Origin of the sequence: Lentzea guizhouensis, assembly GCF_001701025.1 — a bacterium.
In the GTDB taxonomy this organism is placed as follows: Bacteria; Actinomycetota; Actinomycetes; order Mycobacteriales; family Pseudonocardiaceae; genus Lentzea; species Lentzea guizhouensis.
Map to the genome: position 1 here is coordinate 9,806,405 of NZ_CP016793.1, position 25,555 is coordinate 9,831,959.

Consider the following 25,555-nt stretch of genomic DNA (forward strand, 5'->3'; position numbering starts at 1 on the left):
TGCTCAAGGGCGTGCCGGCGAACGTCTAGCATCGGCGGTCATGCTCGCCAGTCCGTCCGACCTCGTCGACCTGCTCGAGTGCGAGCACCGCAGCTTCCTGGGGCGGACGGAGCGGCGCGGGGACCCGGACGAGCTGGCCGGCGCCGCCGAACGCACGGCCGCCGAGATCCGGGCCGGGGCCGAGATCATCGAGAACGCCGTCTTCTTCGACGGCGTCTTCCACTGCACGGTGTCGACGCTGGTGCGCACGGACTCCGGTTACGAACCGTGCGAGGACGCTGCCGAGGCCACTCCTCTGGCCGTGCTGAACCTCACCGCGGCGGCCCAGTCGCTGGGTGCCGAGCGCGCGCACCTGCTCGTGGACGGCCGCAGGACGACGTTCCGGGTCGCCGACTTCGCGCCGTTGCTGGGGCGGCTGCGCACTCGGCTCGCGAAGCCGGGACCGGCGCCGACGCGCTCGTGGGGTGACGTGCGGCCCGCCTGCACCGGGTGCCGGTTCGCCCGGCACTGCGCGTCCGGGCGGGAGGAGGCCCGCGACCTGTCGCTCGTGGCCGGTCTGCGCGCTGACCAGCGGCGGAAGCTAGTTTCGGTTGGCATTGAAACAATCGATGCGCTAGCGGCGACCGAGGAACGCCCGGCCACCCTCTCCCCCGCGAGCTTCACCGCGCTGGCCGCCCAAGCCCGGTTGCAGGTGCAGCAGGAGCGCACCGGCGTGACGACCTACGAGGTCGTGGCGCCCGAGGCGTTGCAGAACCTGCCGGAGCCGGCCGAGGACGACGTGTTCCTGGAGGTCGACGGCGACACGTTCCGCACTCCGGGCTGGGAGGGCACGTTCGAGGAGTTCGTCGACCGCACGCCGACCGGCCGGGTCTACCACTTCACGCCGCACGACCTGGCCGCGCGGGCGGCGCGCGCGGCGACCCGTGAGTCCGAAGTGGACGAGCTGGTGCGGCGGTGCGTCGACCTCAGCGCGTTGACGCGCAGGGTGTTGCGGGTGTCCACGCGGGAGTACACGCTGCCCGCGTTGCGGCCGTTGCTGGCGGACGAGAACGCGACCCGCGGGGTGCGGGACCTGCTGGAGAAGGTGAAGCGCGAGCACGGGGTCGAGACCGCGGTCCGCGACGAGGAGCTGGACGAGGCGGCGCGGGAGAAGGCGGCCGAGCGGGCGCGGCGGATGGCGGCGCTGACCGAGCCGTTGATGGCGGAGGGGCACACGTTGTTCGCCGCGACCGTCGGCTACCACCGGCGTGAGTCGAGCCCGGCGTGGGGCGACTTCTTCCGGCAGGCCGCGGCGCCGATCTCGGACCTGGAGACGGACTCGAACTGCGCCGTGCCGATCACGCTGCGGGCCGGGGACTGGGTGCCGCCGAGCGGGCGGGTGCGCACGTCGAAGCGGCATGTGCACGCGCGGATCGACCCGGAGCGGCCGCACCCGTTCGGCGCGGGTGAGCAGGTCCGGCTGCTCTACCCCGGCAACGTCACGCGCACCGCCGTGGTGGCCGACGACAACCCGAACGAGCTGGTGCTGACCGAGAGCACGTCCGCCGAGCACGCCGAGGTGCCGCTCGCGGTGCTGCCCGGCAGCCCGGTGCCCGCGAAGCCGAAGGACGAGGCCGTCGCGGACCTCGCGCAGCAGGCCGTGGAGCTGCTCCCGCTGCTGCCGCGCAGCCCCGGCATCGACCTGCTGCTGCGCACTCCGCCCGCGCAGCCGTTGCCGCGGCACGAGGACACGGTGCAGGCGGTGATCAAGGCGGTCGACCAGCTCGACGGCGGCACGCTGGCCGTGCAGGGGCCGCCCGGCGCGGGCAAGACGTACCTCGCGACCAAGCTCGTGGCGCACCTGATCGACCAGGGCAAGACGGTGGCGGTGACGTCCACGTCGCACAAGGCCGTGGAGAACGTGCTGCGGTCGTGCTCGGGTGACGTACCGATGGCCAAGCGCCCCAAGGGCAAGCCGGAGGAGGGCGTGCCGTGGGACCAGCCGAAGGACAACGGCGCGCTGGCCCGCTGGCGCGAGGAGCACCCGGCCGGTCACCTGGTCGGCGGGACCGCGTGGACGTTCTCCAACGCGGTGATCAAGGCGCAGCCGTTCGACGTGATGATCATCGACGAGGCCGGTCAGTTCGCGCTGGCGGACGCCGTGGCGGTCGGAACGGCCGCGAAGAACCTGGTACTGCTCGGTGACCCGCAACAGCTGCCGCAGGTGGTCCAGGGAGTGCACCCGCCGGGGTCCGACGCGTCCGCGTTGGGCCATTTGCTCGGCGATTCCGATGTCATCCCCGGCCATCTGGGCTATTTCCTCGCGGAGACCCGGCGAATGCATCCGGCGGTGTGCCGTCCGGTGTCCGAGCTGTCGTACTCCGGGCTGCTCCATTCACACCCGGTCGCGTCGGAACGGTCGATCGAGGGCATCGATCCCGGCATCTACCTGCGCGAGGTCGACCACCGGCACAACATCACGTCGTCCACCGAGGAGGCCGACGCCGTGGTGGACACCGTGCGGTCGCTGGTCGGTCGCACGTGGACGGACAACGGCGAGACGCGCGAACTGACCGATGCGGACGTTCTCGTCGTGGCGCCGTACAACCTGCAGGTGCGGGTGATCCGGCGGCGGCTCGCCGATGCGGGGTTCGACGAAACGCGAGTGGGCACCGTGGACCGGTTCCAGGGCCAGGAGGCGCCGGCCGTGGTGATGTCGATGACGTCGTCGTCCACCGTGGACCTGCCGCGCGGCCTGGACTTCCTCTTGTCACGCAACAGGTTGAACGTGGCGCTGTCCCGGGCGCAGGCCGTCGCCGTGGTGATCTGCTCACCGCGCCTTTTGGACGCTGATGTGCGCGGAGTGGAGCAGATGCGACTGGTGGCGGGCTTCATCGCACTAGCGGAAAACATGAGGGTTTGTTCGTGGTGACACCTTAGCGTTGCCAGACGGTGACCTTTCACGCGCTCTGTGTTGCTAGCGTGGCGCGGTTCACCCGGTCGGGTGATTTGCTATTCAGATGCCCGCCGCCCCACGCATCAACCCTGAGCAGGAGCTTCCGTTGGCAAGACGAGTTCTCGGCGCGTTCGCGGTGACCGCCACCGCAGCTCTGGCGTCACTGGCGCTCGCCACCCCCGCCTCCGCGCACACCGACAACGTGACGGCCAAGTGCGACGTGAAGACCGGGAAGTCCTACCTGACCGTCGGCCTCACGCAGTACGGCAGCAAGAAGGACAACTTCCTCACGATCACGGTCGACGGCACGGCGAAGGCGCCGGTCGCGTTCCGCGAGTCCTTCAAGACGGAGACGTGGGAGTTCGACGCCACCGTCGAGCACAAGTTCAAGATCGACATCAAGGCGTACGACGACCCCGACAGCACGAAGGGCTGGTCGAAGTCGTACGACCGCTCCACCACGGCGTGCGTCAAGCAGACCCCGCCGTCGTCCTCGGTGACGCAGCCGCCGGCGTCGTCGGCTCCGGAGGTGCCCTCGTCCTCCGCGGCAGTGCCGCCGTCCACCACCCCGGTCGCCCCGGCGCCCGGTGGCAGCACGCCGGAGCCGCCGCTCGCCGCGACCGGCGCCTCCCCGGTGTGGCTGCTGCTGTCCGGCCTCGGCCTGGTCGGTGCCGGTGCCGCCGCGCTGCTCGTCGTCCGCCGCCGCCGCGCCTGACGCTGTTCTGACCTCACGCGGGGACCTTTCGCACGCTCTGATCGTACGAAAGGTCCCCGCGTGGCGTTTCAAAGGTCGAGGGCGGTCTCGTGCGGGTGGCCCTCGCGGATGAAGTACTCCATGCCGAACGCGTGCGCGAACGTCTCGTCGTCCAGCGACAGGAAGAACGACTGCTCGGGGATCTGCGAGGCGTGGGCCCGCATCGCCGCGCGCTTCGCGTCCAGGTACTTCGCCACGTCGACCGCGGTCGTGATCTCCGACTCCGGCACGGCGCCCTCCCCCAGCTCCGGCGGCTCCTCCACGCCTGAGCGCCGCATCGCCGCACGGAACCGCGACTCGCTCACCATGGCCTGGTAGACGGCGGGCGTGCCGGCGATCTCCGCGGCGCGCTTGCCGACCCGGTGCACCTGGATGTGGTCGGGGTGCCCGTACCCGCCGAAGCTGTCGTAGGTGGTGAGCGCCCTGGCGTCCTCCTCCCGCAGGATCGCCGCGAGCTTCTGCGCCGCCTCCTCGACGTCCGCGGTCCAGAACGAACCGGGGCGGTCGTTGAGCTCGTCCCCCATCATCCCGGAGTCCAGGTACCCCAGGAACTCCACCCGTGCGACCCCCAGCAGGTCCGCCGCCAGGTGCGTCTCCAGCACCCGCCGCTCCCAGAGCTCCTCGCCCTCGTCGAGGAAGTCGGGCACCTCCCCGCTCTCGCCGCGGGTCGCGACGACGAGCACCACCCGGTGTCCCTCCTCGAACGCCTTCCGCATCACACCGCCCGTGACGATGCACTCGTCGTCGGGATGCGCGTGGAACGTCACCAGTGTCGCCATGACCACGACGTTACCCGCGGGTGGAACACCGCAATCCCGCTCCGGACCTGCGCTGTTTACGCTGAGAGCGATCTTCGTGGCCGGCCTGGGGAGGCTGTTCGTGCGCGTCCTGTGCACAGTCGCGTTCTCCGCCCCGCACGCCCGCGCCCACCTGCCGTTGATGTCGATGCTCTCCACCCTGGGCCACGAGGTCCTGGTGGCGGGCCCCGCGAGCGTGCTGGCGGGTCTCGCCGGCGAACCCGTGCGGGTGAACGCCTGCCTGCCCGAGCTCAGCGACCAGCTCGCCGACCTCCTCGCCGGCGAACCGCTCACCCTCCCACCGGACTACGACCCGTTCGCCGACGAGATGCTCGTGGAGCTCGCCGCGGGCCCTCACATCACCGCGGCCGTGCGCGCCCTGCTCCCGGTCGCCACCGGCTTCCGCCCCGACCTGGTGCTGCGCGCGGGGGTCGAGTTCGCCGGCCTGCTGGTCGCGGAACGGTTGCGGATCCCCCACGTCTCCGCGCCGTCGGGCGTCGCGCACTACATGGACCGCCTGACCCTGCTCAACGCCCTGAACGAACGCCGCGCCGAACTCGGCCTGCCCCAACCGGAATCCCTCGACTCGACCCACCGCTTCGGCCGCCTGGACGCCGTACCACCGGGGTATTCCTTCGCCCGGCAACCGATGCCCGCGGCCTTTGGTTTCCAGCAGCCGTCGCACCACTCCCCTGGGGAACGCTTGCCTCAGTGGGTGGCGGACCTCGACCCGGCGCGTCCGCTGGTGGTGGTGTCCACCTCGACCTCTGGCGGCGTGTTCGCGTCTTCGTCGGCTCTGGAGCTGTTCGACTTCAACGCGATGCCTGCGCGGGTGTCGGAGCGGTCTCCGCTGGCGCACCTGGAGGTCGTGGCCGCGGCGTTGGCGTCGCTGGAGTGCGAGGCCGTGGTGCTGACGGGTGGGTTGCCGGTGCCGGAACAGCCTGCCGCGCACGTGCACTTCGTCGATGCGTTGCCGCAGGCGTTGTTGTTGCACAGTGCGGATCTGCTGGTGTCGCACGGGGGTTACAACTCGGTGCGCGAGGCGATGCGGGCGGGGGTGCCTTCGGTGGTGTTGCCGCTGTTGCACGACCAGATGCACAACGCGCATCGGGTGCAGCAGCTCGGGGTGGGGGTGCACGTGCGGGATTTCTCGGAGGAAGCGGTGGTTCAGGGGTGTGAGCGGGCGCTGGGGGATGCGGGGATCCGGCGCCAGGTGCGGCGGGCGCAGCGCGGGATGCTGGGAATGCCGTCGGTGTGGGAGGTGGCGGGGTTCCTGGAGCGGGTGGTGGGGAGGGGGCGGCGGGTGAAGGCGGCGTGGTGACCGCAACCGTGCCGCGCTCAGACGCACACCGAGCAGGCCCCGCACACGTGAAAGGGCGGCGCCTGCCCGGCATCCGGGTGAGCGCCGCCCCTCGGCGAACACGTGGAGCTATCGCAGGGTCAGGTTCCAGGCGTTGACGTACCCGGTGTCACCCGAGTACACGTCCTGGACCCGCAGCTTCCACGTGCCCGCCGCGACCTCGGACGAGGCGTTGACCGTGTAGGTCGCCACCACGTTGTCGGCGCTGTCCGAAGTGGACGAGTTCTTCAGCCGGTAGGCGGTGCCGTCCGGCGCGACCAGGTCGATGACGAGGTCGCCGCGGTAGGTGTGGACGATGTCCACGCCGACCTTGGTGGTGGCGGAGGCGTTGCCGGTCACCGTCGAGGTGATGGACGAGGTGACGGTGCCGCGGTCCACGATGGCCACGTCGGTGGTGTTCTCCAGGCCACCGCCCGGAGGCGTGGTGTCGAGCGCGGCCACGGTCTTGGTCGCGTCGGCCAGACCGGCGCCGCAGCCACCGGAGCAGGTGCCGGGCAGCGGGCGGACGCCTGCCTTGATCAGGTCCTTGACCTGGGCCGGGGTCAGCGACGGCTTCTTCGCGACCAGCAGGGCGGCGAGGCCCGCGATGTGCGGCGCCGCCATCGAGGTGCCCTGGTAGGGCTTGTAGTTCTCGGCGCCGGGGACGGTGGTGCCCGCGTTCAGGGTGGACCAGATGCCGTTCTCCGGCGTGGTGATGGTGCCGGGGGTGTCGGTGCCGCGGCGGGTCTCGCCACCGGGCGCCGCCACGTCGATGCGGGTGCCGAAGTTCGAGTAGAACGCCTTGTTGCCCTCGCGGGAGGAGGCGGCGACGGTGATGACGCCGGTGCAGTTCGCGGGGGTGAAGTTCGCGACGTTCATGTTCGAGTTGCCGGCCGCGACGACGACGCTGGTGCCGCGGTTGATGGCGCCGTTGATGGCGTTCTGGTACGTGGTGGAGCAGGAGGACTGGCCGCCCAGGGACATGTTGATGACCTTGGCCGGGGTCTGGTTGGCCGGGACGCCCGAGACGGTGCCGCCGGAGGCCCAGGTGATGGCGTCGGCGATGTCCGAGGTGGCGCCGCCGCACTTGGCGAGCACGCGCAACGGCTGGATCTTCGCGTCGTAGGCGATGCCCGCGACGCCCTTGCCGTTGTTGGTGGAGGCGGCGATGGTGCCGGCCACGTGCGTGCCGTGCCAGGACGAGCCCTGGTCCTGGGCGGGCACCGGGTTGCCGCCTGCGTCGGTGCCGCACTCACCGCGGGCGACCCAGTCGCCCTCGTCGGCCGCGTTCGCGTCACGGCCGTTGTTGTCACGGGCGCGCGCCGGGTCGGACACGAAGTCGTACCCCGCGACGACCCGTGCCGACAGGTCGCTGTGCGCGACGTAGCCGGTGTCGATGACGGCCACGGTGACGCCCGCGCCGGTGGTGCTGGCCCACGCGCCGGGCACGTTCATGCCCGCGGTGGCCTCGAACAGGTCCCACTGCTTGGAGTACTCGGTGTCGTTCGGGTCGGCGAACGGCTGCATCAGCAGGTCCGGCTCGACGTAGGCGACATCCGGGTCGTTCTTGAACGCCTGGATGGTGTTCTCGGCGTTGGCGGTCTTCTCGCCCAGGTTGACGACGACCGCACCGCTTGACATGCGGCGGTGGACGGACTTGCCCTTCTTCCGCACATCGTCCGAGGCAGCGGTGTCGGACGAGGCCTCGGCGGTGCCGGGCTTGTAGCCGACGATCAGCCGCTCGAAGGGGCGGTTCACCTGGGTCGAGTCCGGCTGGGACTGGATCTGGGCGGGGGCAGCGGTCGCCGACGGGGCGACAACGCTGAGCACGGCGGCGGAAACTGCCGCGGCGCACACGCTCGTGCGTCGCATCTTGTTCACGTGAGGTCCTTCCACGCAGGGCCTTCGCGTGCCGTTGAGGGCGTCAGGGTTCTGAACCGGCTGCGGAGGTGGGGAGGACCGTAAGTCGCGTCACACCTGCGAAAACAGGTCTAGCGGAGTCCGAATGGCGACACTGGCGTGTTCACGACAGGTCCACTGCGCTGAATGGCGCACAATGTCGCCGTGTTCGGACACTTGGGCGTCGCACCGGAGCTCTCCGCCGTCTACGAGCTGCTGGTGACGGGCGGGAGCCGCACCACGGACGAGATCGGCGTCGCCAGTGCGCTGCTGGAGCAGATGCGCGAGCTCGGCCTGGTCAGGCACCTGCCGGGGGACGTGTGGCAGGCCGTCGCGCCCGACCTCGCCGTGGAGGCGCTGATCGCCGCGCGCGAGGAGGCCAACCGCAGGGCGCGCGCCGACGTCGGCCCGTTGATGGAGCTCTACCTGCGCAACCGGGACGAGGAGCTCGGGGACAACGCGTTCGTCGAGGTGGTCGCCGGGGTGCGCGCGGTCCGCGAGCTGTGGCACACACTGCTGCGCGGCGCCCGCGAGGAGGTCTGCGTGCTCGACCAGCCGCCGTACGTGACGCCGCTGGGCCAGCACGTGGCGCTGGAGGACGAAACCCGGGAACGGGACGTGCAGTGGCGGGTCGTCTACGACCGCTCCGCCGTGGACCTGCCCGGCCGGGTCACCGAGATCATCGAGCTGGTCGCGGCCGGCGAACGCGCCCGCGTCACGCCCACGCTGCCGTTCAAGCTCGCGGTGATCGACAAGCACGCGGCGGTGCTCCCGGTCGTCAACGGCGACGTGGTCGACAAGGTGCTGCTGATCCGGCCGTCGGCGTTGCTGGACGTGCTGCGCTCGACGTTCGAGCTGTACTGGGACAAGGGGATCCCGTTCAGCCCCGGCGGGATCTACGCCGCGGCGGCGGACGTCGACCCGAACCTGCTGGGACTGCTGGCGGCGGGGCTGACCGACGAGTCGATCGCGCGGCAGCTGGGGCTGGCGCCGCGGACGGTGCAGCGGCGGGTGCGGCAGCTGATGGACCGGTGCGGGGCGCAGACCCGGTTCCAGGCGGGGGTGCAGGCGATGCGGCGAGGATGGCTGTAGAGGCAACCCCGCGGCCGCCCGGTTCCGTCCTCCCGCTGACGGAGAAGGGAAGAACGCCATCATGCGCACCGCGGCACTGCCCGTGGCGGCGGCACTCGCGCTGACCGCGTGCGGGCACCCCACCGAGCTCGAGGACCAGCCGATGACCACGCCGATGAACGACCCCGCGCTGATGACCGCCGCCGACGCGATCGTCCCCGTGCTGGAACGGCGCTTCGCCGACTTCTACGCCGGGCTGCGCGTGCGCAACGAGGTGCCGGAGCTGGTGGTCTACCGCAAGCCGGACCCGGAGCTCGACGCCGAGATCACCGAGCTGGGCCAGGGCGCGCGGATCGTGTTCCAGGACGCCAAGTACACCCTCGTCGAACTGAAGGCGAGCGTCTCGTGCGCCATGGGCGTCCCCACGGTCGTCATCGCCGGTCCCGCGGTCGAGGGTTCCGGCGTCCGCGTCACCACCACCGGTGACCCGGCCACCGTCGTCGCCGACCTCGAGACCCGTTGCCCCGGCATGGACTTCCACGTCGAGCAGGGCGAGGCGCCGGTCCCCGCCGGCCGCCGGTGACCGGGACGGGCGCTCGCGGTCATGGCGTCACCGCGAGCGCCCGCTCGATCAACTGGTGACCTTGCGCGCGGCCACCAGCCGTCCGTCCGCGAAGCCCTCGACGCGCACCTCGGCACCGGACGTGGTGAGCGTGACGGTGTGTGCGCCGTCGGCCACGTCGAGCGAGGTCGCCGGGCGGCCGTCGACGTAGACGTCCACCCGGTCGAGGTTCACGGTGTCCAGCGAGACGGTCGTGCCCGCGACCGCGACCCCGAGGCGGCGCACCGGCTGCTCGGCCAGCAGCTCGGCCGCCCGGTTGAGCAGGTCGACGTTGCCCTCCAGCAGGTCCGCGCGCGTCAGCTGGTGCCGGTGCGTCGGCCGCACGCCCAGGTCCTCCACCGGCGTGCCGGCGAGCTTGCCGACGCGCAGGGTGCGGCGGATGGAGACGCGCATGTTCGCCTTGTTGGGCAACGGCTTGTACGGCGTCTCGGTGTCGCCGGGCGCGGGGATGCGCAGCAGCGTCGAGAGCAGGCCGTGCGTCCACACGTTCGCGCCGCCCGCACCGGTGTTGTCGTCCACGCCGAGGATCGGGCCCAGCGAGTGGTCCGCCCAGCCGGCGGCGAAGATGTCGGTCGCCGAGTAGCAACGGGCGTCGGTGACGAGCACGACCGGACCGTGGTAGGTCTGGCCCACGGAGTTCGCGCCCTCGGCCGGGGTGATCGTGTGGGCGCAGGAGAACGCCTGGCCCGTCTCGGTCGACGAGTCGAGCGACGGGAACCACGGGCCGAGGTTGATCTGCCCGGTCGGGTCGTCGGCGTGGCGGCGGCAGATGCGCAGGTTCAGCGGGGTGCTGAGGAACTGCACGGGTTCCGGCTCGACGCGGCGCGGCGTCATGGTCTGCAGCAGGAACTCCGAGGCGAAGATGTGGCCGCCGCCGTTGTCGCGCACGTCGACGATGAGGCCGTTCTGCGGCAGCAGAGCCGCGAGCCGGATGAACTCCTGCAGGAACTTCTCCGGGTCGTCCACGCTGAACGTGAAGATCCGCAGGTGCCCGAACGTGCCGGACGGCGTGACGACCGGTCGCGCCCGGAACACGCCGGGCATCGTCGTCGGCACGTCGGTCACGCTCATCGCCACCGCGCCGCCCGCGGCCTCCGCGGCCACGACCTTGGGTGCGTGCAACAACTTCTTGGCGCGTGCCTTCTCGTCGGAGTCGAGGTCGACGCCCTGCGCGGCGGCCGCGGGTGAGAGCTCGTCGACGTCGGTCATCGGCGGGAGGTTCTCGGTCACCTGCCACGAGACCCGGAGGTCCTGGCTCGTGCCTTCCGCGTCGCGGTAGGTCACGACGACCCACTCCTCGTCCGGCGGGAGCTGGATCACCAGGGGGCGCAACGTGAGCGACTCGAGGCCGCGAGCGAGGTTCGCGGCGATGTTGCTGCCGGCGAAGACCGCGCCGTTCAACGCGACCGCGCGGGCGACGGGGGTGCCGTTCCAGTGCGTCACCTCGGCACCGACCGAGAGCTCGGTGAAGCCGGCGACCGTGCGCGCGACGAGGTACTGCTCCGCGCCGTCGTGGAAGCAGCGCTCCAGCTGGAACGGCAGGAAGGCGATCTTGCCGGCGAACGGGGCCGGCAGCAGGTAGTTGGTGTGCAGGTCGCGCACCGAGTGGAAGGTGCTCGACAGCTCGCGGTGGAACTGCCACTCCGGCTCGGCGGTGGCGTCGGTCTGCCGCTCGAGTCTCGCTCTGAGCACCCTGAGCCGCTGCACCGGGTTCACCGCGTGCATCGCGACCTTCAACGGCAGGTGCGCGTAGTTCTGTTCGAGCAGGATCAGCGCCTGGTCCACGATGAGCTTGCGCTGCGCGAGCGTGAGAGTGCCCGCGGTGGCCAGGAACTCGGCCAGGCCGACGGAGTTTGCGACGTTCGGGTGAGCGGTTGCGGTCATGGTGAGGCCTCCTTGCCAAGTAGAGGCTTCCCGAGGCGTCCGGATACACCTGTTTCACCCGGATGGCCGCTAACCGGAGCAGTTCCGAGGACGACAACCGGAGTAAGAGGGAGGGCGCCATGAGTCCACGTGCCTTGGAACTCCGCATCCACGGGGTCAACAACACTCCCGCGCCCGCCATGCTGGCGCTCCCCGACCACGCCGTCGAGCAGTTCCGCGGCGACCGCTTCGGCAGCTTCTGGCGCCCCAGGCAGGACAGGCTCGCCGACCTGCCGGTGAACGACCCCGGCCGCCCGCGCGCCGACGTCGAGCGCGAGGCGTACTCGTGGGGCGGTATGGCGCGCAGCACGCCGGGTGCGCCGGGCAGCGGCGTGGCCTCGGTGGTGGCCAACGTGGCCGGGCGCATCGGGTGGGCGTTGCTGCTGCCGTTCGGGCTCGCGAACGTGGCGTACTGGAGCCGGGAGATCCCCAGGACGTGGACCGAGGACGACGAGCTGACGCACGCCGAGAAGCTGAAGAAGGCCGAGCTCCTGGCAGCCGACGCGCACGAGCGGGGCACCAGGGAGGACGGCACCGAGCCGCGGGACACGCCGGTGGCCGGCGCGGACCCGGGGAAGTCCCGGTGGTGGAACGCCGGTCGCGGCGCCGCCAGCACCCGCCTGTTCGGGCTCGGCCTGACGATCCTGCTCGTGCTGTCGGTGAGCGTGGCCGTCGTCGACCTGTACGCGATCCAGTGCTCCTTCCCCGACACGACCTGCCGTCAGCTGCCCTCCTGGCTCGACGTGCTCGGCGACCCCGCGCAGCACGTCCGGGTGCTGGCCGCCTCGGCGGTACCGGTGCTGCTGCTGGTCGGCCTGTTGTTGCTGACTTCGTTGTCCCGCAGCAGGTACGAGTCGACGACGACGGAGGACCGGCAGCCGTTCCGCTCCGGGGTGCTGCTCAGCAGGAGGTCGATGTGGCGGGGCAGCCCGCGGCTGCGCAGGCTGACGAGGCTGCACCTGGCCGCCGGGTTCTGCGTGGTGACCCTGGTGACCGGCCCCGAGCTCTTCCGGCACGCGGCCGTCTTCCCGTTCACCGTCGTCCTCGCCGGGTTCCTGCTGGTGCTCGTCGCGTTCCGCGTCATGCGCACGGCGGCGGACTGCCCGGACGCGCCGAAGACCGAGAAGAGCGGCGTGTGGTCGTGGGCGCTCGTGGTGGCCACCGGTGTGGTGCTGGCGGTGCACGGGTTCGCGATCTACTACACGGAGCCGGTGTTCACCGGTTCGTTGTGGCTCGTGCGGTGGGGGCCGCCCGCGGTGACGGCCTGCCTGCTCGGCATCGCGTTGTCGGGGTGGTCGTGGCGCAAGCGGGAGAAGCGGGTTCCGTGGCTGGCCAGCCTCGTGTTCGCGGCAGGGCTCATCGCCACGGCCGAATGGCCGTGGGCCGGTCTCGTCGTGGTGGCGGCGGGTGCACTGCTGATCGGGTACGCGGTGCGCGGCAACCGGGAGTGGGAGGCGTGGGGCGGCACCGGACCCGGTGTGCTGCTGGGGCTCTCGCTCGTTTCGTCGTTGTTGCTGATGACGGTGCTCGTGCTGACGTTGCGCAGCTGGCTCGGCGGTGCGGAGCCGCTGCAGAAGCTGCCGCAGGCGCCCTGGTTCTACTGGTGGACCAGCGGGTCGTTCACGGCGGCGCTCGCGGTGCTGGCGGGGCTGGTCGTGGTGCTGGTGGTGGTGCTCGGGCTGCGGGTGCGCCGGCCCGCCGACTTCGAGAAGGACACCAGCCTGGCGATTCCAGCCGGGCAGGAAGCCCTCGTCATGCGGTGGCGGCACGTGATCGCGAGCGCCCACCGGGCCGAGGTCGTCGTCGGCGTGCTGTCGGCGCTGAGCACCGCGGCGGTCGCGCTGGCGGTGCACGTGACGTTCGCCCGGCCGTCCTGGGTGGACTGGCGGGTACCGGCCTGGGTGTTCGAGCAGGGCGTCACGTACACCGGTCTGGCCGGGGTGGCGCTGGTCGGGTCGTTCGTCGGCGCCGGGGTGCTGGCCAACCGCAGGCCGCTGGGACTGCTGTGGGACCTCATGTGCTTCCTGCCGAGGACCGCGCACCCGTTCGCCCCGCCCTGCTACGCCGAGCGGGCCGTGCCGGAGATCGCCGAACGCGTGCGCGACTGGCTCGACCGGCACCCCGAGGACCCCGAGAAGCCGGAGAACAGCCCGGTGGTGGTGCTGTCCGCGCACAGCCTCGGCGCGGTGCTCGCCGTCGCGGCGATCTACCAGCTGCCGCGCAAACACCTGGCGCGCGTGAAGCTGCTCACCTGTGGCGTGCAGCTGCGGCCGTACTTCGGGCGGATCTTCCCCGAGCTGCTCGGACCGGGCGTGCTCGGCACCGTGCGCAGCCGCAGGGGCACGATCTGGGCGCTGGACCCCTGGCACCGGCAGGACGACCCGGGGCCGCAGCCAGAACCGGTGGTCGCACCGGCCGACACGCTGAAGGGGGTGCTGGAGGGCAGGTGGGTGAACCTGTGGCGGCGCACCGACTACCTCGGTTTCCCCGTCATCGGTTACGGGAAGCCGGACGGCACCTCCATCGACCAGTGGGCGAACGAGACGAACGGCAGTCCGGACAAGGTGGAAACCCACTCCGACTACCACCGTTGTGCCGCCTACACAGCGGCGTTCACCCGGCTCGTCCCGGAGCCGCCACCGGCCCAGCCGAGTTGAACCAGTCGCCCGATCGTGGCCGTGGAGGGGATGGGAACCTGGAACGCAGCTGACACGAGGAGAAACATGCGCACGACTGTGGCGGCCCTCATGGGTGCCGCTCTGCTCACCGGACTCGTCGCCTGTTCTGGCGGCACCGACACCGGTTCGACCTCGTCCTCCACCCCGACCACCACCACGCAGGCGCCTTCGGTCACGCCCGTGGCCGAGTCGGCGCTCGCGGCCCCCGCGGACTCGGGCGACCAGCCGAAGGGGATCACCTACGACGTCGCGAAAGTTCCTGCTGGCGCCAAGCTCTCCACCGGCTCATCGGTCTCGGGTGGACAGACGGTGGTCGAGCTCAAGGTGACCGGGCTGCTGCCGAACACGAAGTACGGCTCGCACGTGCACACCAAGCCGTGCGGTGCCAAGCCCGCCGACTCCGGGCCGCACTACCAGCACGAGAAGGACCCGGTGACGCCGAGCGTCGACCCGAAGTTCGCCAACGCGCAGAACGAGATCTGGCTCGACCTCACCACCGACGCGCAGGGCTCGGCGACGTCGACCGCCACGGTCAAGTGGGAGTTCCGCGCGAGTGAGGCGAACTCGGTTGTGATCCACGCCGCGCACACCAGCACCGAGCACGGCAAGGCGGGCACGGCCGGCGACCGCCTGGCCTGCCTCACCGCCGCGTTCTGATGGGTCGTCTGCAAGTACCACCAACCTGGAGTCGGTGGTACTTGCAGACGCCGTTCAGCACGGCCAGGTCAGGGCCACCCCTCCCGCGAGCTGCGGCCCGGACACCGGTTCCAGCACCGCCGCGCGCACGAGGTTGAGCACCTCGTACCGCGGTCCGGCGCGGCGGACCAGGCCGCGCACGCTCAGCGCGTGCACGGCATCCTCGCTCTCCCAGCCGATCCGGTCGACCATCCGCGCCAGCACCGCGCGTTCCTCCGCGTCCAATGTGGACAACGAGCGGCGCAGCGAGTCGCGCAGGTGGGCCGAGGTCGGGTCGAGCGGGTTGGAGCGCAGCCGTTCCAGCAGGTGCTGCGGCGAGTACACCATGAACCACCCGGCGGCGAACTCCACCGCCGAGGGCAGGCCGTCCAGCTCGTGCACCAGCCCGATCAGCGCGGCGTGGTTGGCGGGCTCCGGGCGGAAACCCGGCCGCACCCGGCGCACGTGCGTCACGAGCAGCTGCACGGCGGCGTCGTCGGCCAGCGGTGCCAACGGGAACACGTGCTCGCCCGGCAGCCCGGTGGGGCGAGCGCGGTGACGACGATCCGCAGCCGCGGGTGCAGCTCCAGCAGCCGCGGGTCCGGCACGTGGTCGGTCACCAGCAGGGTGTCCGCGGCCGGGTCGATCGACGGCAGGCGCGCGGCGGGCAGCCACAGCACCGACCAGCCGAGCCGGAAGTGCAGCTCGCCCGCGACCTCCAGGGCGAGCCTGGTCTTGCCCACGCCGCTCACCCCGGTGACGGTCACCAGGCGGGTGCCGTCGACGAGCAGGTCCGTGAGCGCGGCCGCCTCCACCTCGCGGCCGACGATCGCCGACGACGGCGCCGGCGGTGCCACCGACACCTTGCGCGCGGGCCGCCCACCCGCCTGCTGGAGATCTGCCCGGCTGGTGTCGTCCAGCCGCAGGCCGTCCGCGAGCAGGCGCACCGTCTCGGCGCGCGGCGACCGGGTGCGGCCGCATTCCAGGTCGCGGATGGCCCGCACGCTCAGCATCGCGAAGTCGGCCAGCTGCTGCTGGGTGAGGCCGGCGTGGATGCGGTGCGTGCGCAGTAGTTCCCCGAACTCCTTCATGGTCCGTTCCTCCCTCTCCGGAGTGAGTTTCTCCACCTGGGCGTCTCGGAACATGGGTGCCGGTCCCCCATTTTCTGGTCGTGGGTGAATCTGGGTACTCGGCCCCCATGCGCTCTCCACCCGCGCGTGCGAGGTTCGGCGTCGTGATCCCTGCAGCGGCGGAGTTCCTGGAGCGCGCCACGGCCGCGCCCCGCTCCGGAGCGCCTGCCGACGACAGCTGGACCGCCGCGTTCGCGCACGCGCTGCGACCGCTCGTGGACGCCGCGCGCACCGAGGTGGCGCCGCCGTTCGACGCCGCGTTCGCCGAGCAGCTGGGCCTGCGGCTGGTGCGGATCGCGACCCGCACGCTCGTGCTGGAGCTCAACCAGGCCCGCGGCACGCTGGCCGGTGACACCCCGCGGGAGCGGTTCCTGTCCTTCACCCGCACGCTGGACCTCACCGCGCTGTTCGGGCGCTACCCGGTGCTGGCCAGGATGCTCGCGCAGGCGTGCGAGCAGGCGGTGGCGGCGCACCACGAGCTGTCGTCGCGGTTCACCCGCGACCGCGCGGACATCGTGCGGAAGGTGTTCCGCGGTGCCGACCCCGGTGCGCTGACGCTGATCGAGACCGGTCAGGGTGACGCGCACCAGCAGGGGCGGACGGTGGCGGTGCTGACGTTCTCCTCGGGCGCCCGGCTGGTCTACCGGCCGCGCCCGGTCGAGCTGCACGCGCACTTCGCCGCCCAAGTGGCGTGGTTCTCGCGGCGCACCGGCATCACCTTCCGCTCACCGCGGCTGCTGGCGCGCGACGGGTACGGGTGGCTGGAGCACGTGGCGCACGAGCCGTGCGCGGACGTGGCCGGGGTCGCGGAGTTCTACCGGCGGCTCGGGGCGCTGCTCGCGCTGCTCTACGCGGTCGACGGCACGGACATGCACTACGAGAACGTGATCGCGTGCGGTGACCAGCCGGTGCTCGTGGACGTGGAGACGTTGTTCCACCCGACGCTCACGACCGGTGCCGACCCGGCGGCGCTCGCGATGGCGCGGTCGGTGCAGCGGACCGCGCTGCTGCCGCACATGCTGCTCGGCGACAACGGGATCGTCGACGTGTCCGGTGTCGGCGGCGACCGGGGCGTGCCGTCGCCGCTGGACGTCGTGGACTGGGCCGACGCGGGCACCGACCGGATGCGGCTGGTGCGGCGGCCGCGTGAGTCGGTGGGCGCGCTGAACCGGCCCGTGCTCGCCGGGCTGGCCGCCGAGCCGGCCGACTACCAGGACTCGCTGCTGGCGGGCTTCCGCGCGGGCTACGACGCGATCGTGGCGCATCGCGACGAGCTGCTGCGGCTGGTGCGGGAGTGCACCGACGACGAGGTGCGGTTCGTGGCACGCCCGACGCGCCTGTACGGGACGCTGCTGGACGAGTCGACGCATCCGACCGTGCTGCGCGACGCGCTGGACCGCGACCTGGCGTTCGGCGTGCTCGTGGTGGACGACCCGCTGTTGGACGCGTTGGTGCCGCACGAGGTCATGGAACTCTGGCGCGGCGACGTGCCGTTGTTCGTGTGCAAGCCCGGCTCGCGCGATCTGTGGACCGGGTCCGGGTTCCGGCTGCCGGGGATGCTGCCGGAACCCGGGCTGCACGCGGTGGAACGCAAGATCGCCGCGTTGAGCGAGGTCGACCGGCACGACCAGCAGTGGATCATCGCGGCCTCGCTCGCCTGCCGCCCGCGCCCGGTGTCGCACCACAGCGGTGCGGCGGTGTCGGGCCACGTGGCCCCGGTCGACCCGGACCCGGCGCGGCTGCTGCTGGCGGCGTGCGGAATCGCCGACCAGATCCTGGCGCAGGCGGCGACCGGCCAGGACCGGGTGAACTGGCTGGGCCTGGAGCTGGTCGACGACCGGCACTGGACGGTGCTGCCGATGGGCGCCGGCCTCACCAACGGCTACACGGGCGTGGCGCTGTTCCTGGCCGAGCTGGGCGCGCTGACCGGTGCCGCCCGGTACGTCGACTTCGCCTCCGCGGCCCTGCGGCCGCTGCCGGGCCTGCTGGAGTCGTTCGCCGCGTCACCGGAGCTGGTGTCGGCGGCCGGCGGAGGCCTGCACGGCCTGGGCGGCATCTGCTACGCGTTGTCCAGGCTGGTGCCGTTGCTCGGCCTGGACCCCGCGCTGCTGTCGTCGGCCGTGTCGCTGATGCCCCTGACCGACACGTCGTTCACCGTCGTGGACGGCGTGGCCGGCTCGCTCGCGGCCATGCTCGCGGTGAACACGCCTGAGTCGCTCGTCCTGGCTGACCACTACGCGACCGTCCTACGAGGCGCGATTCACCCCGCCAATGGTTTCGCCCGCGGCCATGCGGGAATCGGATGGGCCCTGCGGCGTTACGCGGAGGCCGTCCACGACGAGTTATCGGATGTGGCAGGTCTGGCCTTCCTGGAGAGCGACGCGATCGACACCACCGACACCGGCTGGTGCTCGGGCCTCGCCGGCGTGGCCATGTCCCGGCGCGACGACCGCCTCGCCCAAGCCCTGGCGGAACGGGACCCGTTGCGGGACATGAGCCTGTGCCACGGCGAGCTCGGCGTGGTGGAGGCGCTGTCCACCCACCACCCGAACCTCGCCACCCGGCGCACCGCCCTGCTGCTCGGCAGGCTCGACGAACACGGCCCGCGCTGCGCCACCCCCGGCGGCGTCCCGTCACCGGGACTGCTGACCGGACTCGCGGGCATCGGCCACGGGCTGCTGCGCCAGGGCTTCCGGTTGCCGTCCGTCCTGCTGCTCGAACCACATGACCACTACAGATCGAACGACAACGAGGAGTGCACCAGATGAACGAGTCCCTGCACCGCCCGGCCGACCAGCCCGCGCCGGTCGAGCACGTGATCGGGGAGATGGATCTCTCACCCAGGTCCTACGCGGGCGCCAGAGCACGCGCGCTGGCCGGGGTCACGCTGGCGGTGGGTGTCTTCGCGGCGTTCACGCCGACGCTGTCGGACACGACGGTCAGCGTGGTCTGAGCAGGACGCGGGTAGGCGGGGGCCGGGCCGGGTGGTCCGGCCCCCGCGGCGTTTCCCGTGCCCTGACAGGTGTTCTCCTGCCCCGATCCGCCGGCGCCGGGCCCACCCACCGGTGATCGCGGAAAGATCCGTTCCTGATCACCCGGATTTGCTCCCCTCCCCCACCAGGAATACCCCTGAGCAGCCGATCCGGACAGCGCCACGCGGACGTTAGGGTGCGGCAATGCAGACCCGAGCGCCCCAGGTGGTCGGCCGAGACCGGGAGGTCGAGGCCCTCGCCACGGCACTCGAACGCACCCGGCGGGGGCAGGGTGGCGCGGTGTTCCTCACCGGGGAGGCGGGGATCGGGAAGTCGCGGCTCGCCAGGCTGGCGGCGGGGCAGGCGTTCGACGAGAGCATGCGGGTGCTCAAGGGACGCGGGACGACGATCGGGCCGATGGTGCCGTTCCGGCCCATCGCCGAGGCGCTGCTGGGGCTCTTCCGCCACGAGCCGCCGGACGACACCACGCTCGGGCCCTACAAGCCGGTGCTGGGGACGTTGATCCCCGAGTGGCACGACCAGCAGTCCACCACGGAGTCCGTCGTGGTGCTGGCGGAGGCGGTGCTGCGGTTGCTGACGTCGGTGGCGCGCAAGACGCCGTGCCTGCTGGTGCTGGAGGACCTGCACGACGCGGACGCGGAGACGCTCGCGGTCATCGAGTACCTGGCGGACAACCTGGAGGAGCAGCCGGTCCTGCTGCTCGCGACCATCCGCAACGACCCCGGCAACGCGCTCGAGCTCGTCCACCGGATCGTGCGGCGCGACGCGGCCGCGCAGCTGGAGCTCACGCGGCTCACCAAGGCGCAGGTCCAGCGGATGACGGCGGCTTGCCTGGAGAGCGAGCAGGTGCCGGACGAGCTCTGCGATCGCTTGTGGACGGACAGCGCGGGGAACCCGTTCGTCGTCGAGGAGCTGTTGCACGGCATGGTGAGCGGCGGGCTGCTCGTCCCGAACGCGCGCGGCTGGCAGGTGCTCGGCGAGCTGAAGCTGCCGGTGCCCGCGGCGTTCGTGCGCAGCGTCGCGCACCGCACGGACCGGCTGGGGCCGCAGGGGCGCGAGGTGTTGTCGGTGGCGGCGGTGCTCGGGCACCGGTTCCCGCTCTCGGTGGTGCAGAAGGTGACCGGGCACGACGACCGGGCGTTGCTGAGCCACCTGCACGCCGGGGTCGCGGCGCAGCTGGTCACGCCGGACGAGCCCGCGCCGGACTGGTACGCGTTCCGGCACCCGTTGACGGCGGACGCGTTGCTGGCGCAGCTGACGCCCGCCGAGCGCGCCGGACTGTCCGAACGCACCGCGGACGCCGTCGAGGAGCTGCACCCCGGGCTGCCCGGCGACTGGTGCCCGCTGGTGGCCAAGCTGCGGTTCGACGCGGGCGAGCCGGGGGACGCGGGGCTGCTGTTCGCCGAGGCCGGGAAACGCGCGTTGCGCAACGGCGCCACGAACTCCGCGGTCAAGCTGCTGGACCGGGCCCACCGGTTGCTGACCGAGCCGGCGGCACGGGCGGACGTGCTGGACGTGCTGCTGCCCGCGCTCGCCGAGGCCGGCGAGTTCGAGAAGGCGTTCCAGCTCGGTCAGGCGCTCGGGGAGCTGCGCGGGCTCGACGGGCCGCGCAGGGCGAAGCTGCACACCCGGCTCGCGCGCGTGGCGTACCTGGCGGGACGGTTCACCGACGGCGCGGAACAGGTGCGGGCCGCGCGCACGTTGCTGGGGCCGGACGCACCGGACGAGCTGAGCGCGCCGCTCGACGTGAACTCGGCGTTCCTGACGTTGAACATCCCGAGCCCCGACCGGATCGCCTCGGCCGCGCGTCTCGCGCACCGGGCGGCGGACGCGGCGGCACGGGCGCGGTTGCCGATGGTCGGGTGCGAGGCGTGGCAGCTGCTCGGGATCATCGCGCGCGAGCAGAACCTGGACGAGGCCAACGCGTGCTTCGACCGGGCGCGAGCGCTTGCGGACACGCACAAGCTGCCGATCCAGCACATCTACGTGTTGGTGCGCATGGCGGGCAACGACTGGCTGGCCTCCGGCAGCACGGCGTCGCTGGAGGGCACGCACGACGAGGCGTGCCGGGCGGGCGCGATCACCGTGGCGTACAACGTGGACGCCATCATGGCGTTGCAGTCGGTGCTGACCGGCCGCTACACCGAGGCGAGCGAGCAGGTCGACCGCTGCCTGCAGGCCACGGTGCGGTTGCAGCTCAGCGCCCTCACCCGGTACCTGCTGATGGTGAGGGCGACGCTGCACGCGCACCAGGGCGACCGGCAGGCCACCGACCTGGCGGTGCAGGCGTTCGAGCAGAGCGCCAGGGGCGGTGCGCAGGAGGTGCCGCTGTGCTCGGGGCTCGCGAAGGCGTTCTGCGCGTTGCTGGAGGAGAACCACGTGCTGGCGGCGCAGGAGTTCGACCGCGCGGCGGCACAGGAGTCGCAGAACCCCACCACGTTCCACCTCTCCGGCACGCACGGCATGCGCGTGCTGCTCGGCGTGCTGGACGGCCGGTTCGGGTGGCCCGAGTACACCGCGCTGTCGGCCGCGTCACCCGCGCGGATGCGGTGGAACAAGCAGTTCGCCGACCTCGCGCACGCCGTGCTGCTGGGCCGTGAGGGCAGGGACGCCGAGGCGGCCGAGGCCTTCCGCTCGGCGCAGGAGGCCGCGGCGCCCTACCCGATGGCGCGGCACCTGGGGCTGCGGCTGGTCGCGGCGCAGGCGCAGCGGTGGGGTGACCCGGTCACGTGGCTGCGCGCCGCCGAGGAGTACTTCCACCAGGCCGGCAACGCCGCCGTCGCGTCGGCGTGCCGCGGGTTGCTGCGCCAGGCGGGAGCGCCCGTGCAGCAACGCCGCAGCGGCACCGACCAGGTGCCCAAGCAGCTGCGCGGGTTCGGCGTGACGGTGCGGGAGTTCGAGGTGTTCGTGCTGCTCGCCGACCGGCTGGGCAACAAGGCCATCGCGACGCGGCTGCACATCTCGCCGCGCACGGTCGAGAAGCACGTGGCGTCGCTGATCGCGAAGACCGGTCAGCCCGACCGGGAGTCCTTGTCGGCGTACGCGGCGGAGCTGAACCGCTGACGGTCGCGCTTGAGCCGCGCCTCCAGCTCGTGCCGCTTCCCGCCGGCCAGATCGGTGCGCGCGGCCCGTTCCACATCGCGGAACACGTCGTAGTACATGTCGTCGTACTCCTCGACGATCTGGAACGTCCACCGGCCCGGCAGCACGTTGCGGCCGACCAGCTCGCGCTGCACCCGGTCGGCGTGCTCGTCGTGGCCCGCCTTGCGCAGCAGCTCGATCGCCTCGTCGAGCATGAAGTCGGCGGTACCGGTGAGCTGGTGGAACGAGTAGAGGTGCCCGCGAGCGCGTTCGGTGGTCTCCAACGCGGCGCTGAGCTTGCCGAGCGCCTCGATCGTCTGGTCGTCCATGTCAGACCGAATACCCCGCTCGCGTTTGTCTCTACCGCCGACGGGTAGTCGGTCACCGAATGTGTCCACTCAAAGCGAGGTGACCCCATGGTCGACGTACGGACACGAACTGCCGTCCAGCAGGCAGCCTTAGCCGTTGCGGCGGTGTTCGCGCTGATCGGAGTGCTCGGGTTCATCCCGGGCATCACCACCAACTACGACACGATGACGTTCGCCGGGCATCACTCAGAGGCGTTGCTGCTCGGCATCTTCAACGTCTCGATCCTGCACAACCTCGTGCACCTGCTGTTCGGCGTGGCGGGCTTCCTGGCCGCGCGCACGGCGAGCGGCGCGAAGGCGTACCTCATCGGCGGCGGTGCCGTGTACCTGGTGCTGTGGCTGTACGGGCTCGTCATCGACAAGGCCAGCCAGGCGAACTTCGTGCCGCTCAACACCGCGGACGACTGGCTGCACTTCTTCCTCGGCATCGGCATGATCGGACTGGGAGTGGCGCTTGGCCGGCGTGCCGCAGTGCGCTGACACCGTCGGCGTAGAAGAAGAGTTCCTGCTCGTCGACTCGGCGTCCGGGCGCACCTCGGTGCGTGCGGACGCCGTGTTGGCTCGCCTGCGGGACACCGGGCTGACGAAGTTCCACGCGGAGCTCGCCGGTACGCAGGTGGAGGCGGCGACCGGGCCGTGCACCGACATGGCCGCGCTCGGTACGGCCCTGCAGCAGGCGCGGGACGCCATCGCCGCGGCCGCCGCGGAGGTCGGGGTGGCGGTGCTGTCGCGCGGCACCCCGGTCAAGGCGTCGCCGCACCCGGTCGTGACCGACGGGCAGCGGTTCCGGCGGGTGCTCGACATGTACGCGGGCGTCGTGGACACCTACGAGGCGTCCGGGTGCCACGTGCACGTGGGCGTGCCGGACCGGGAGACCGCGGTCGTGGTGCTGAACCGGTTGCGGCCGTGGCTGCCGACGTTGCTCGCGGTGTCGGCGAACTCGCCGGACCACGGGTACGCGAGCTGGCGGATGGTGCTGCAGTCGCGGTTCCCCGGCTCCGGGGTGCCGCCGGTGGTCTCCGGCGCCGCCGACTACGACGCGCACGTGGCCAGGATGGTCACCTGCGGGACGCTGGTCGACCACGCGCAGTCGTTCTGGCTCGCCCGGTTGTCGCCGAAGCTGCCGACGATCGAGTTCCGGGTGGCCGACGCCGCCGCGACCGTGCCGGACGCGCTCCTGCAAGCCGCTCTGTCGCGCGCTCTCGTGCAGACCGCCGCCGTCATGGAGACACCGCCGGTGCGCGACGACGTGTGCGCCGCGGCGGTGTGGACGGCCTCCCGGTACGGGCTCGGCGGTCCCGCCGTCGACCCGTGGCGGGAATGCCGGGTGCCGGCGACGGCGTTGCTCGACGACCTCGTCAAGCACGTGACACCGGCGCTGGAAGAGCGCGGCGAGTTCGCGCTCGTGCAAGATCTGATCGCTCAACGGAATGAGACGTGATGCTGCTCCCCTCTCCTCGCGGACCGCTGTCCGAGGCCGTCGTCACCGCACTGCGCGGGACGCCGGGCGACGCGGTCGGGTTCACCGATGCCGACCCGTACGGCGAGGACCTCGCGATCGCGCTGTACACGTTGTACGAGCTGCACTACGGCGGTTTCGACGGCGTGGACCCGGACTGGGAATGGGACCCGGAGCTGCTCCGGCTGCGGGCCCGGGTCGAACGCGTGTTCCTGGACGCATTGCGGTCCGATGTGGACATGACCGACCTGGACAGCGCGCTGGAGGCGTTGCTGGTCGAGCAGGTCCCCGGCACCGGCGTGTCGCACTTCCTGCGGGACGACGGGACCTGGGAGCAGATGTGCGAGTACTTCGCGCACCGCTCGGTGTACCACCACAAGGAGGCCGACCCGCACGCGTGGGTGATCCCCCGGTTGCGCGGCAAGGCGAAGGCGGCGCTGGTCGCGGTGGAGTTCGACGAGTTCGGCGGCGGCCGGGCCGACCGGATGCACTCGCAGCTCTACGCGGACCTGCTCGAAGGCGCCGGGATGTCGCCGGAGTACCTGCACTACCTCGACGACGTGCCCGCGCCGGCCATCGCGATCGTCAACATGATGTCGTTGTTCGGGCTGCACCGGTCGTTGCGCGGCTCGCTGGTCGGGCACTTCGCCGCCGCCGAGATCACCACGGCCCCGAGCGCCCAGCGCATGGCGCAGGCGTTGCAGCGGATGGAGGCCGACCCGCGGTGCATCGAGTTCTTCACCGAGCACATCGAAGCCGATGCCGTGCACGAGCAGATCATGCGTCGTGACGTCATCGGCTCACTGGTGGAACAGGAGCCCGAGCTGGCCTCCGACGTGGTGTTCGGCATCCAGGCGACCGAACTGCTGGAGGCCAGGCTCGGGGATCACCTGCTGTCGGCCTGGACGGCCGGGGACACCTCGCTGCGCACGCGCTTGCGGTGGCTGGTGTCGCAGAACGGATAGCGCTTGCTGCGGCGGCAGGCGCACACCGCGACCACGAACCGGTCGCTGGTGTGCGTCACGCCGTCGACCTCGATCTCGACCGGTCCCTCAACGAGAACCGGCCCGTTCGGCACCACCGTCACCCTGCGCGCGTTCGGGTCGGTCACCGCGGATCACCACCAGTTCCTCGTGTCGCTGACCGGGATCGATCAGTCCGTGCCGTTCCAGGAAGTCGATCCGCCCGCGCATGACCGGTCCGAACGGGATCAGGCGGCGTTGCACCACCGAGGCCTTCATCCCGTTGTCCCGCAGCTGCCGCAGCGTGGTGTCCACTCCGCACAGGACTGAGTGGACCATCAGCAGCACTCCGCCGGGATTGAGCAGGTCGAACATGCGGGCGCACAACGGGTCCAGCAGCTGCCGGCCGTCCAGCCCCGCGTCCCACGCCCGAGCCGGTCCGCTCGCCGCGCAGGGGTTCGCCGCCGGCACGTACGGCGGGTTGGCCAGCACCAGGTCGAACTGCTCGTCGGCGACGACCTCGAGCGCGTTGCCCAGCCGGACCTGGAGGGGAAGTCTTTGCAGGGCCGCGTTCACGCGTGCCGTCCACACGGCACGGCGGGACACGTCCACACCGGTCACCTCGGAGGCACCGCCGCGCAGCGCGGCCAGTGCCAGTGCCCCCGTACCGGTCCCGATGTCCAGGACGCGGGCGCCCGTCGGGATCGCCGCCGCGTTCATCGCGTCGACCAACAGCTCGGTGTCCTCTTGCGGCGTGTACACGCCAGGTGCTCTGAGCAGCCTCACGCCAGCAGAGTTGCCTGGGACAACGCCTTGAAACACCGTGTTTCTCCGGTGTGGACGCGGGTAGACCCAGTTGTGTGCTGACC

At 71.6% G+C, this 25,555-nt stretch carries 21 protein-coding genes; 13 read left to right on the top strand and 8 right to left on the bottom strand.

Going from position 1 to position 25,555, the window contains the following annotated elements:
• Positions 1-40: 40 nt before the first annotated feature.
• Together BBK82_RS46520 and BBK82_RS55480 are read left to right on the top strand one after the other, a co-directional pair.
• Entirely contained in the window at positions 41-2,911 is a 2,871-nt protein-coding gene (locus tag BBK82_RS46520) for a bifunctional RecB family nuclease/DEAD/DEAH box helicase (protein ID WP_065920612.1), read from the top strand.
• Between the two features lie 130 nt (positions 2,912-3,041).
• Positions 3,042-3,650, top strand: coding sequence for an LPXTG cell wall anchor domain-containing protein (locus BBK82_RS55480; RefSeq protein WP_237047964.1), 609 nt, complete (start codon positions 3,042-3,044; stop codon positions 3,648-3,650).
• A gap of 68 nt (positions 3,651-3,718) precedes the next feature.
• On the opposite strand, the gene BBK82_RS46530 is transcribed toward BBK82_RS55480, so the two are convergent.
• Entirely contained in the window at positions 3,719-4,468 is a 750-nt protein-coding gene (locus BBK82_RS46530; RefSeq protein ID WP_065921920.1) for a PIG-L family deacetylase, read from the bottom strand.
• A gap of 100 nt (positions 4,469-4,568) precedes the next feature.
• On the opposite strand from BBK82_RS46530, the gene BBK82_RS46535 reads away from it, so the two are divergent.
• Positions 4,569-5,807 carry a glycosyltransferase gene (locus BBK82_RS46535; RefSeq protein ID WP_065921921.1) on the top strand — a complete coding sequence of 413 codons (1,239 nt, stop codon included), beginning with the start codon at positions 4,569-4,571 and terminating at the stop codon, positions 5,805-5,807.
• Positions 5,808-5,915: 108 nt separating this feature from the next.
• Here BBK82_RS46535 and BBK82_RS46540 read toward each other — a convergent pair whose 3' ends face one another.
• Complete coding sequence (locus BBK82_RS46540; protein WP_083269014.1) at positions 5,916-7,697, bottom strand: S8 family peptidase; 1,782 nt, start codon at positions 7,695-7,697, stop codon at positions 5,916-5,918.
• Positions 7,698-7,889: 192 nt separating this feature from the next.
• On the opposite strand from BBK82_RS46540, the gene BBK82_RS46545 reads away from it, so the two are divergent.
• Positions 7,890-8,816 (top strand): LuxR C-terminal-related transcriptional regulator, encoded by a 927-nt coding sequence (locus BBK82_RS46545; RefSeq protein ID WP_170068083.1) that lies wholly within the window; start codon positions 7,890-7,892, stop codon positions 8,814-8,816.
• A gap of 61 nt (positions 8,817-8,877) precedes the next feature.
• A complete protein-coding gene (locus BBK82_RS46550) occupies positions 8,878-9,378 on the top strand; it encodes a hypothetical protein (RefSeq protein WP_065920615.1) in 501 nt (166 codons plus the stop codon).
• A gap of 48 nt (positions 9,379-9,426) precedes the next feature.
• Here the strand turns inward: BBK82_RS46550 and BBK82_RS46555 are convergent, their stop codons facing one another.
• Positions 9,427-11,301, bottom strand: coding sequence for a S41 family peptidase (locus BBK82_RS46555; RefSeq protein WP_065920616.1), 1,875 nt, complete (start codon positions 11,299-11,301; stop codon positions 9,427-9,429).
• A gap of 119 nt (positions 11,302-11,420) precedes the next feature.
• Between BBK82_RS46555 and BBK82_RS46560 the strand changes: the two genes are divergently transcribed.
• Positions 11,421-13,997, top strand: coding sequence for a hypothetical protein (locus BBK82_RS46560; protein ID WP_154697907.1), 2,577 nt, complete (start codon positions 11,421-11,423; stop codon positions 13,995-13,997).
• 66 nt (positions 13,998-14,063) lie between these two features.
• On the top strand, positions 14,064-14,675 hold the full coding sequence (locus BBK82_RS46565) for a superoxide dismutase family protein (RefSeq protein ID WP_065920618.1): 612 nt from the start codon (positions 14,064-14,066) through the stop codon (positions 14,673-14,675).
• A 54-nt stretch (positions 14,676-14,729) separates the two neighbouring features.
• On the opposite strand, the gene BBK82_RS51365 is transcribed toward BBK82_RS46565, so the two are convergent.
• Both BBK82_RS51365 and BBK82_RS51370 read right to left on the bottom strand, forming a co-directional pair.
• Complete coding sequence (locus tag BBK82_RS51365) at positions 14,730-15,206, bottom strand: hypothetical protein (RefSeq protein ID WP_170068084.1); 477 nt, start codon at positions 15,204-15,206, stop codon at positions 14,730-14,732.
• Positions 15,164-15,784: a helix-turn-helix domain-containing protein gene (locus BBK82_RS51370; protein ID WP_154697909.1), complete on the bottom strand. Its 621-nt coding sequence runs from the start codon at positions 15,782-15,784 to the stop codon at positions 15,164-15,166. The genes BBK82_RS51365 and BBK82_RS51370 overlap by 43 nt, the downstream gene beginning before the upstream one ends.
• Before the next feature lie 143 nt (positions 15,785-15,927).
• Here BBK82_RS51370 and BBK82_RS46575 point away from each other — a divergent pair, with 143 nt between their 5' ends.
• The 3 genes from BBK82_RS46575 (at position 15,928) to BBK82_RS46585 (ending at position 21,879) form a co-directional block, all read left to right on the top strand.
• Positions 15,928-18,591, top strand: a complete 2,664-nt coding sequence (locus BBK82_RS46575) for a type 2 lanthipeptide synthetase LanM family protein (protein ID WP_237047965.1) — start codon at positions 15,928-15,930, stop codon at positions 18,589-18,591.
• A complete protein-coding gene (locus BBK82_RS46580) occupies positions 18,588-18,776 on the top strand; it encodes a hypothetical protein (protein ID WP_154697910.1) in 189 nt (62 codons plus the stop codon). Before BBK82_RS46575 ends, BBK82_RS46580 begins: the two co-directional genes overlap by 4 nt.
• Before the next feature lie 223 nt (positions 18,777-18,999).
• Positions 19,000-21,879: a helix-turn-helix transcriptional regulator gene (locus BBK82_RS46585; protein ID WP_071812825.1), complete on the top strand. Its 2,880-nt coding sequence runs from the start codon at positions 19,000-19,002 to the stop codon at positions 21,877-21,879.
• On the opposite strand, the gene BBK82_RS46590 is transcribed toward BBK82_RS46585, so the two are convergent.
• A complete protein-coding gene (locus BBK82_RS46590; protein ID WP_071812826.1) occupies positions 21,828-22,226 on the bottom strand; it encodes a hypothetical protein in 399 nt (132 codons plus the stop codon). The genes BBK82_RS46585 and BBK82_RS46590 overlap by 52 nt on opposite strands.
• Before the next feature lie 87 nt (positions 22,227-22,313).
• Here BBK82_RS46590 and BBK82_RS46595 point away from each other — a divergent pair, with 87 nt between their 5' ends.
• From BBK82_RS46595 to BBK82_RS46605, 3 genes are read left to right on the top strand one after another with little or no spacing between them, the layout of a single operon-like run.
• Positions 22,314-22,745, top strand: a complete 432-nt coding sequence (locus tag BBK82_RS46595; RefSeq protein WP_065920621.1) for a DUF4383 domain-containing protein — start codon at positions 22,314-22,316, stop codon at positions 22,743-22,745.
• A complete protein-coding gene (locus tag BBK82_RS46600; protein WP_237048509.1) occupies positions 22,729-23,706 on the top strand; it encodes a carboxylate-amine ligase in 978 nt (325 codons plus the stop codon). The genes BBK82_RS46595 and BBK82_RS46600 overlap by 17 nt, the downstream gene beginning before the upstream one ends.
• Complete coding sequence (locus BBK82_RS46605; protein WP_065921925.1) at positions 23,706-24,689, top strand: iron-containing redox enzyme family protein; 984 nt, start codon at positions 23,706-23,708, stop codon at positions 24,687-24,689. The genes BBK82_RS46600 and BBK82_RS46605 overlap by 1 nt, the downstream gene beginning before the upstream one ends.
• On the opposite strand, the gene BBK82_RS48425 is transcribed toward BBK82_RS46605, so the two are convergent.
• A complete protein-coding gene (locus BBK82_RS48425) occupies positions 24,611-24,835 on the bottom strand; it encodes a CDGSH iron-sulfur domain-containing protein (RefSeq protein WP_071812827.1) in 225 nt (74 codons plus the stop codon). The two genes, BBK82_RS46605 and BBK82_RS48425, sit on opposite strands and share 79 nt — an antisense overlap.
• Positions 24,777-25,472 carry a HemK2/MTQ2 family protein methyltransferase gene (locus tag BBK82_RS46610; protein ID WP_065920623.1) on the bottom strand — a complete coding sequence of 232 codons (696 nt, stop codon included), beginning with the start codon at positions 25,470-25,472 and terminating at the stop codon, positions 24,777-24,779. The genes BBK82_RS48425 and BBK82_RS46610 overlap by 59 nt, the downstream gene beginning before the upstream one ends.
• Positions 25,473-25,555 lie beyond the last annotated feature (83 nt).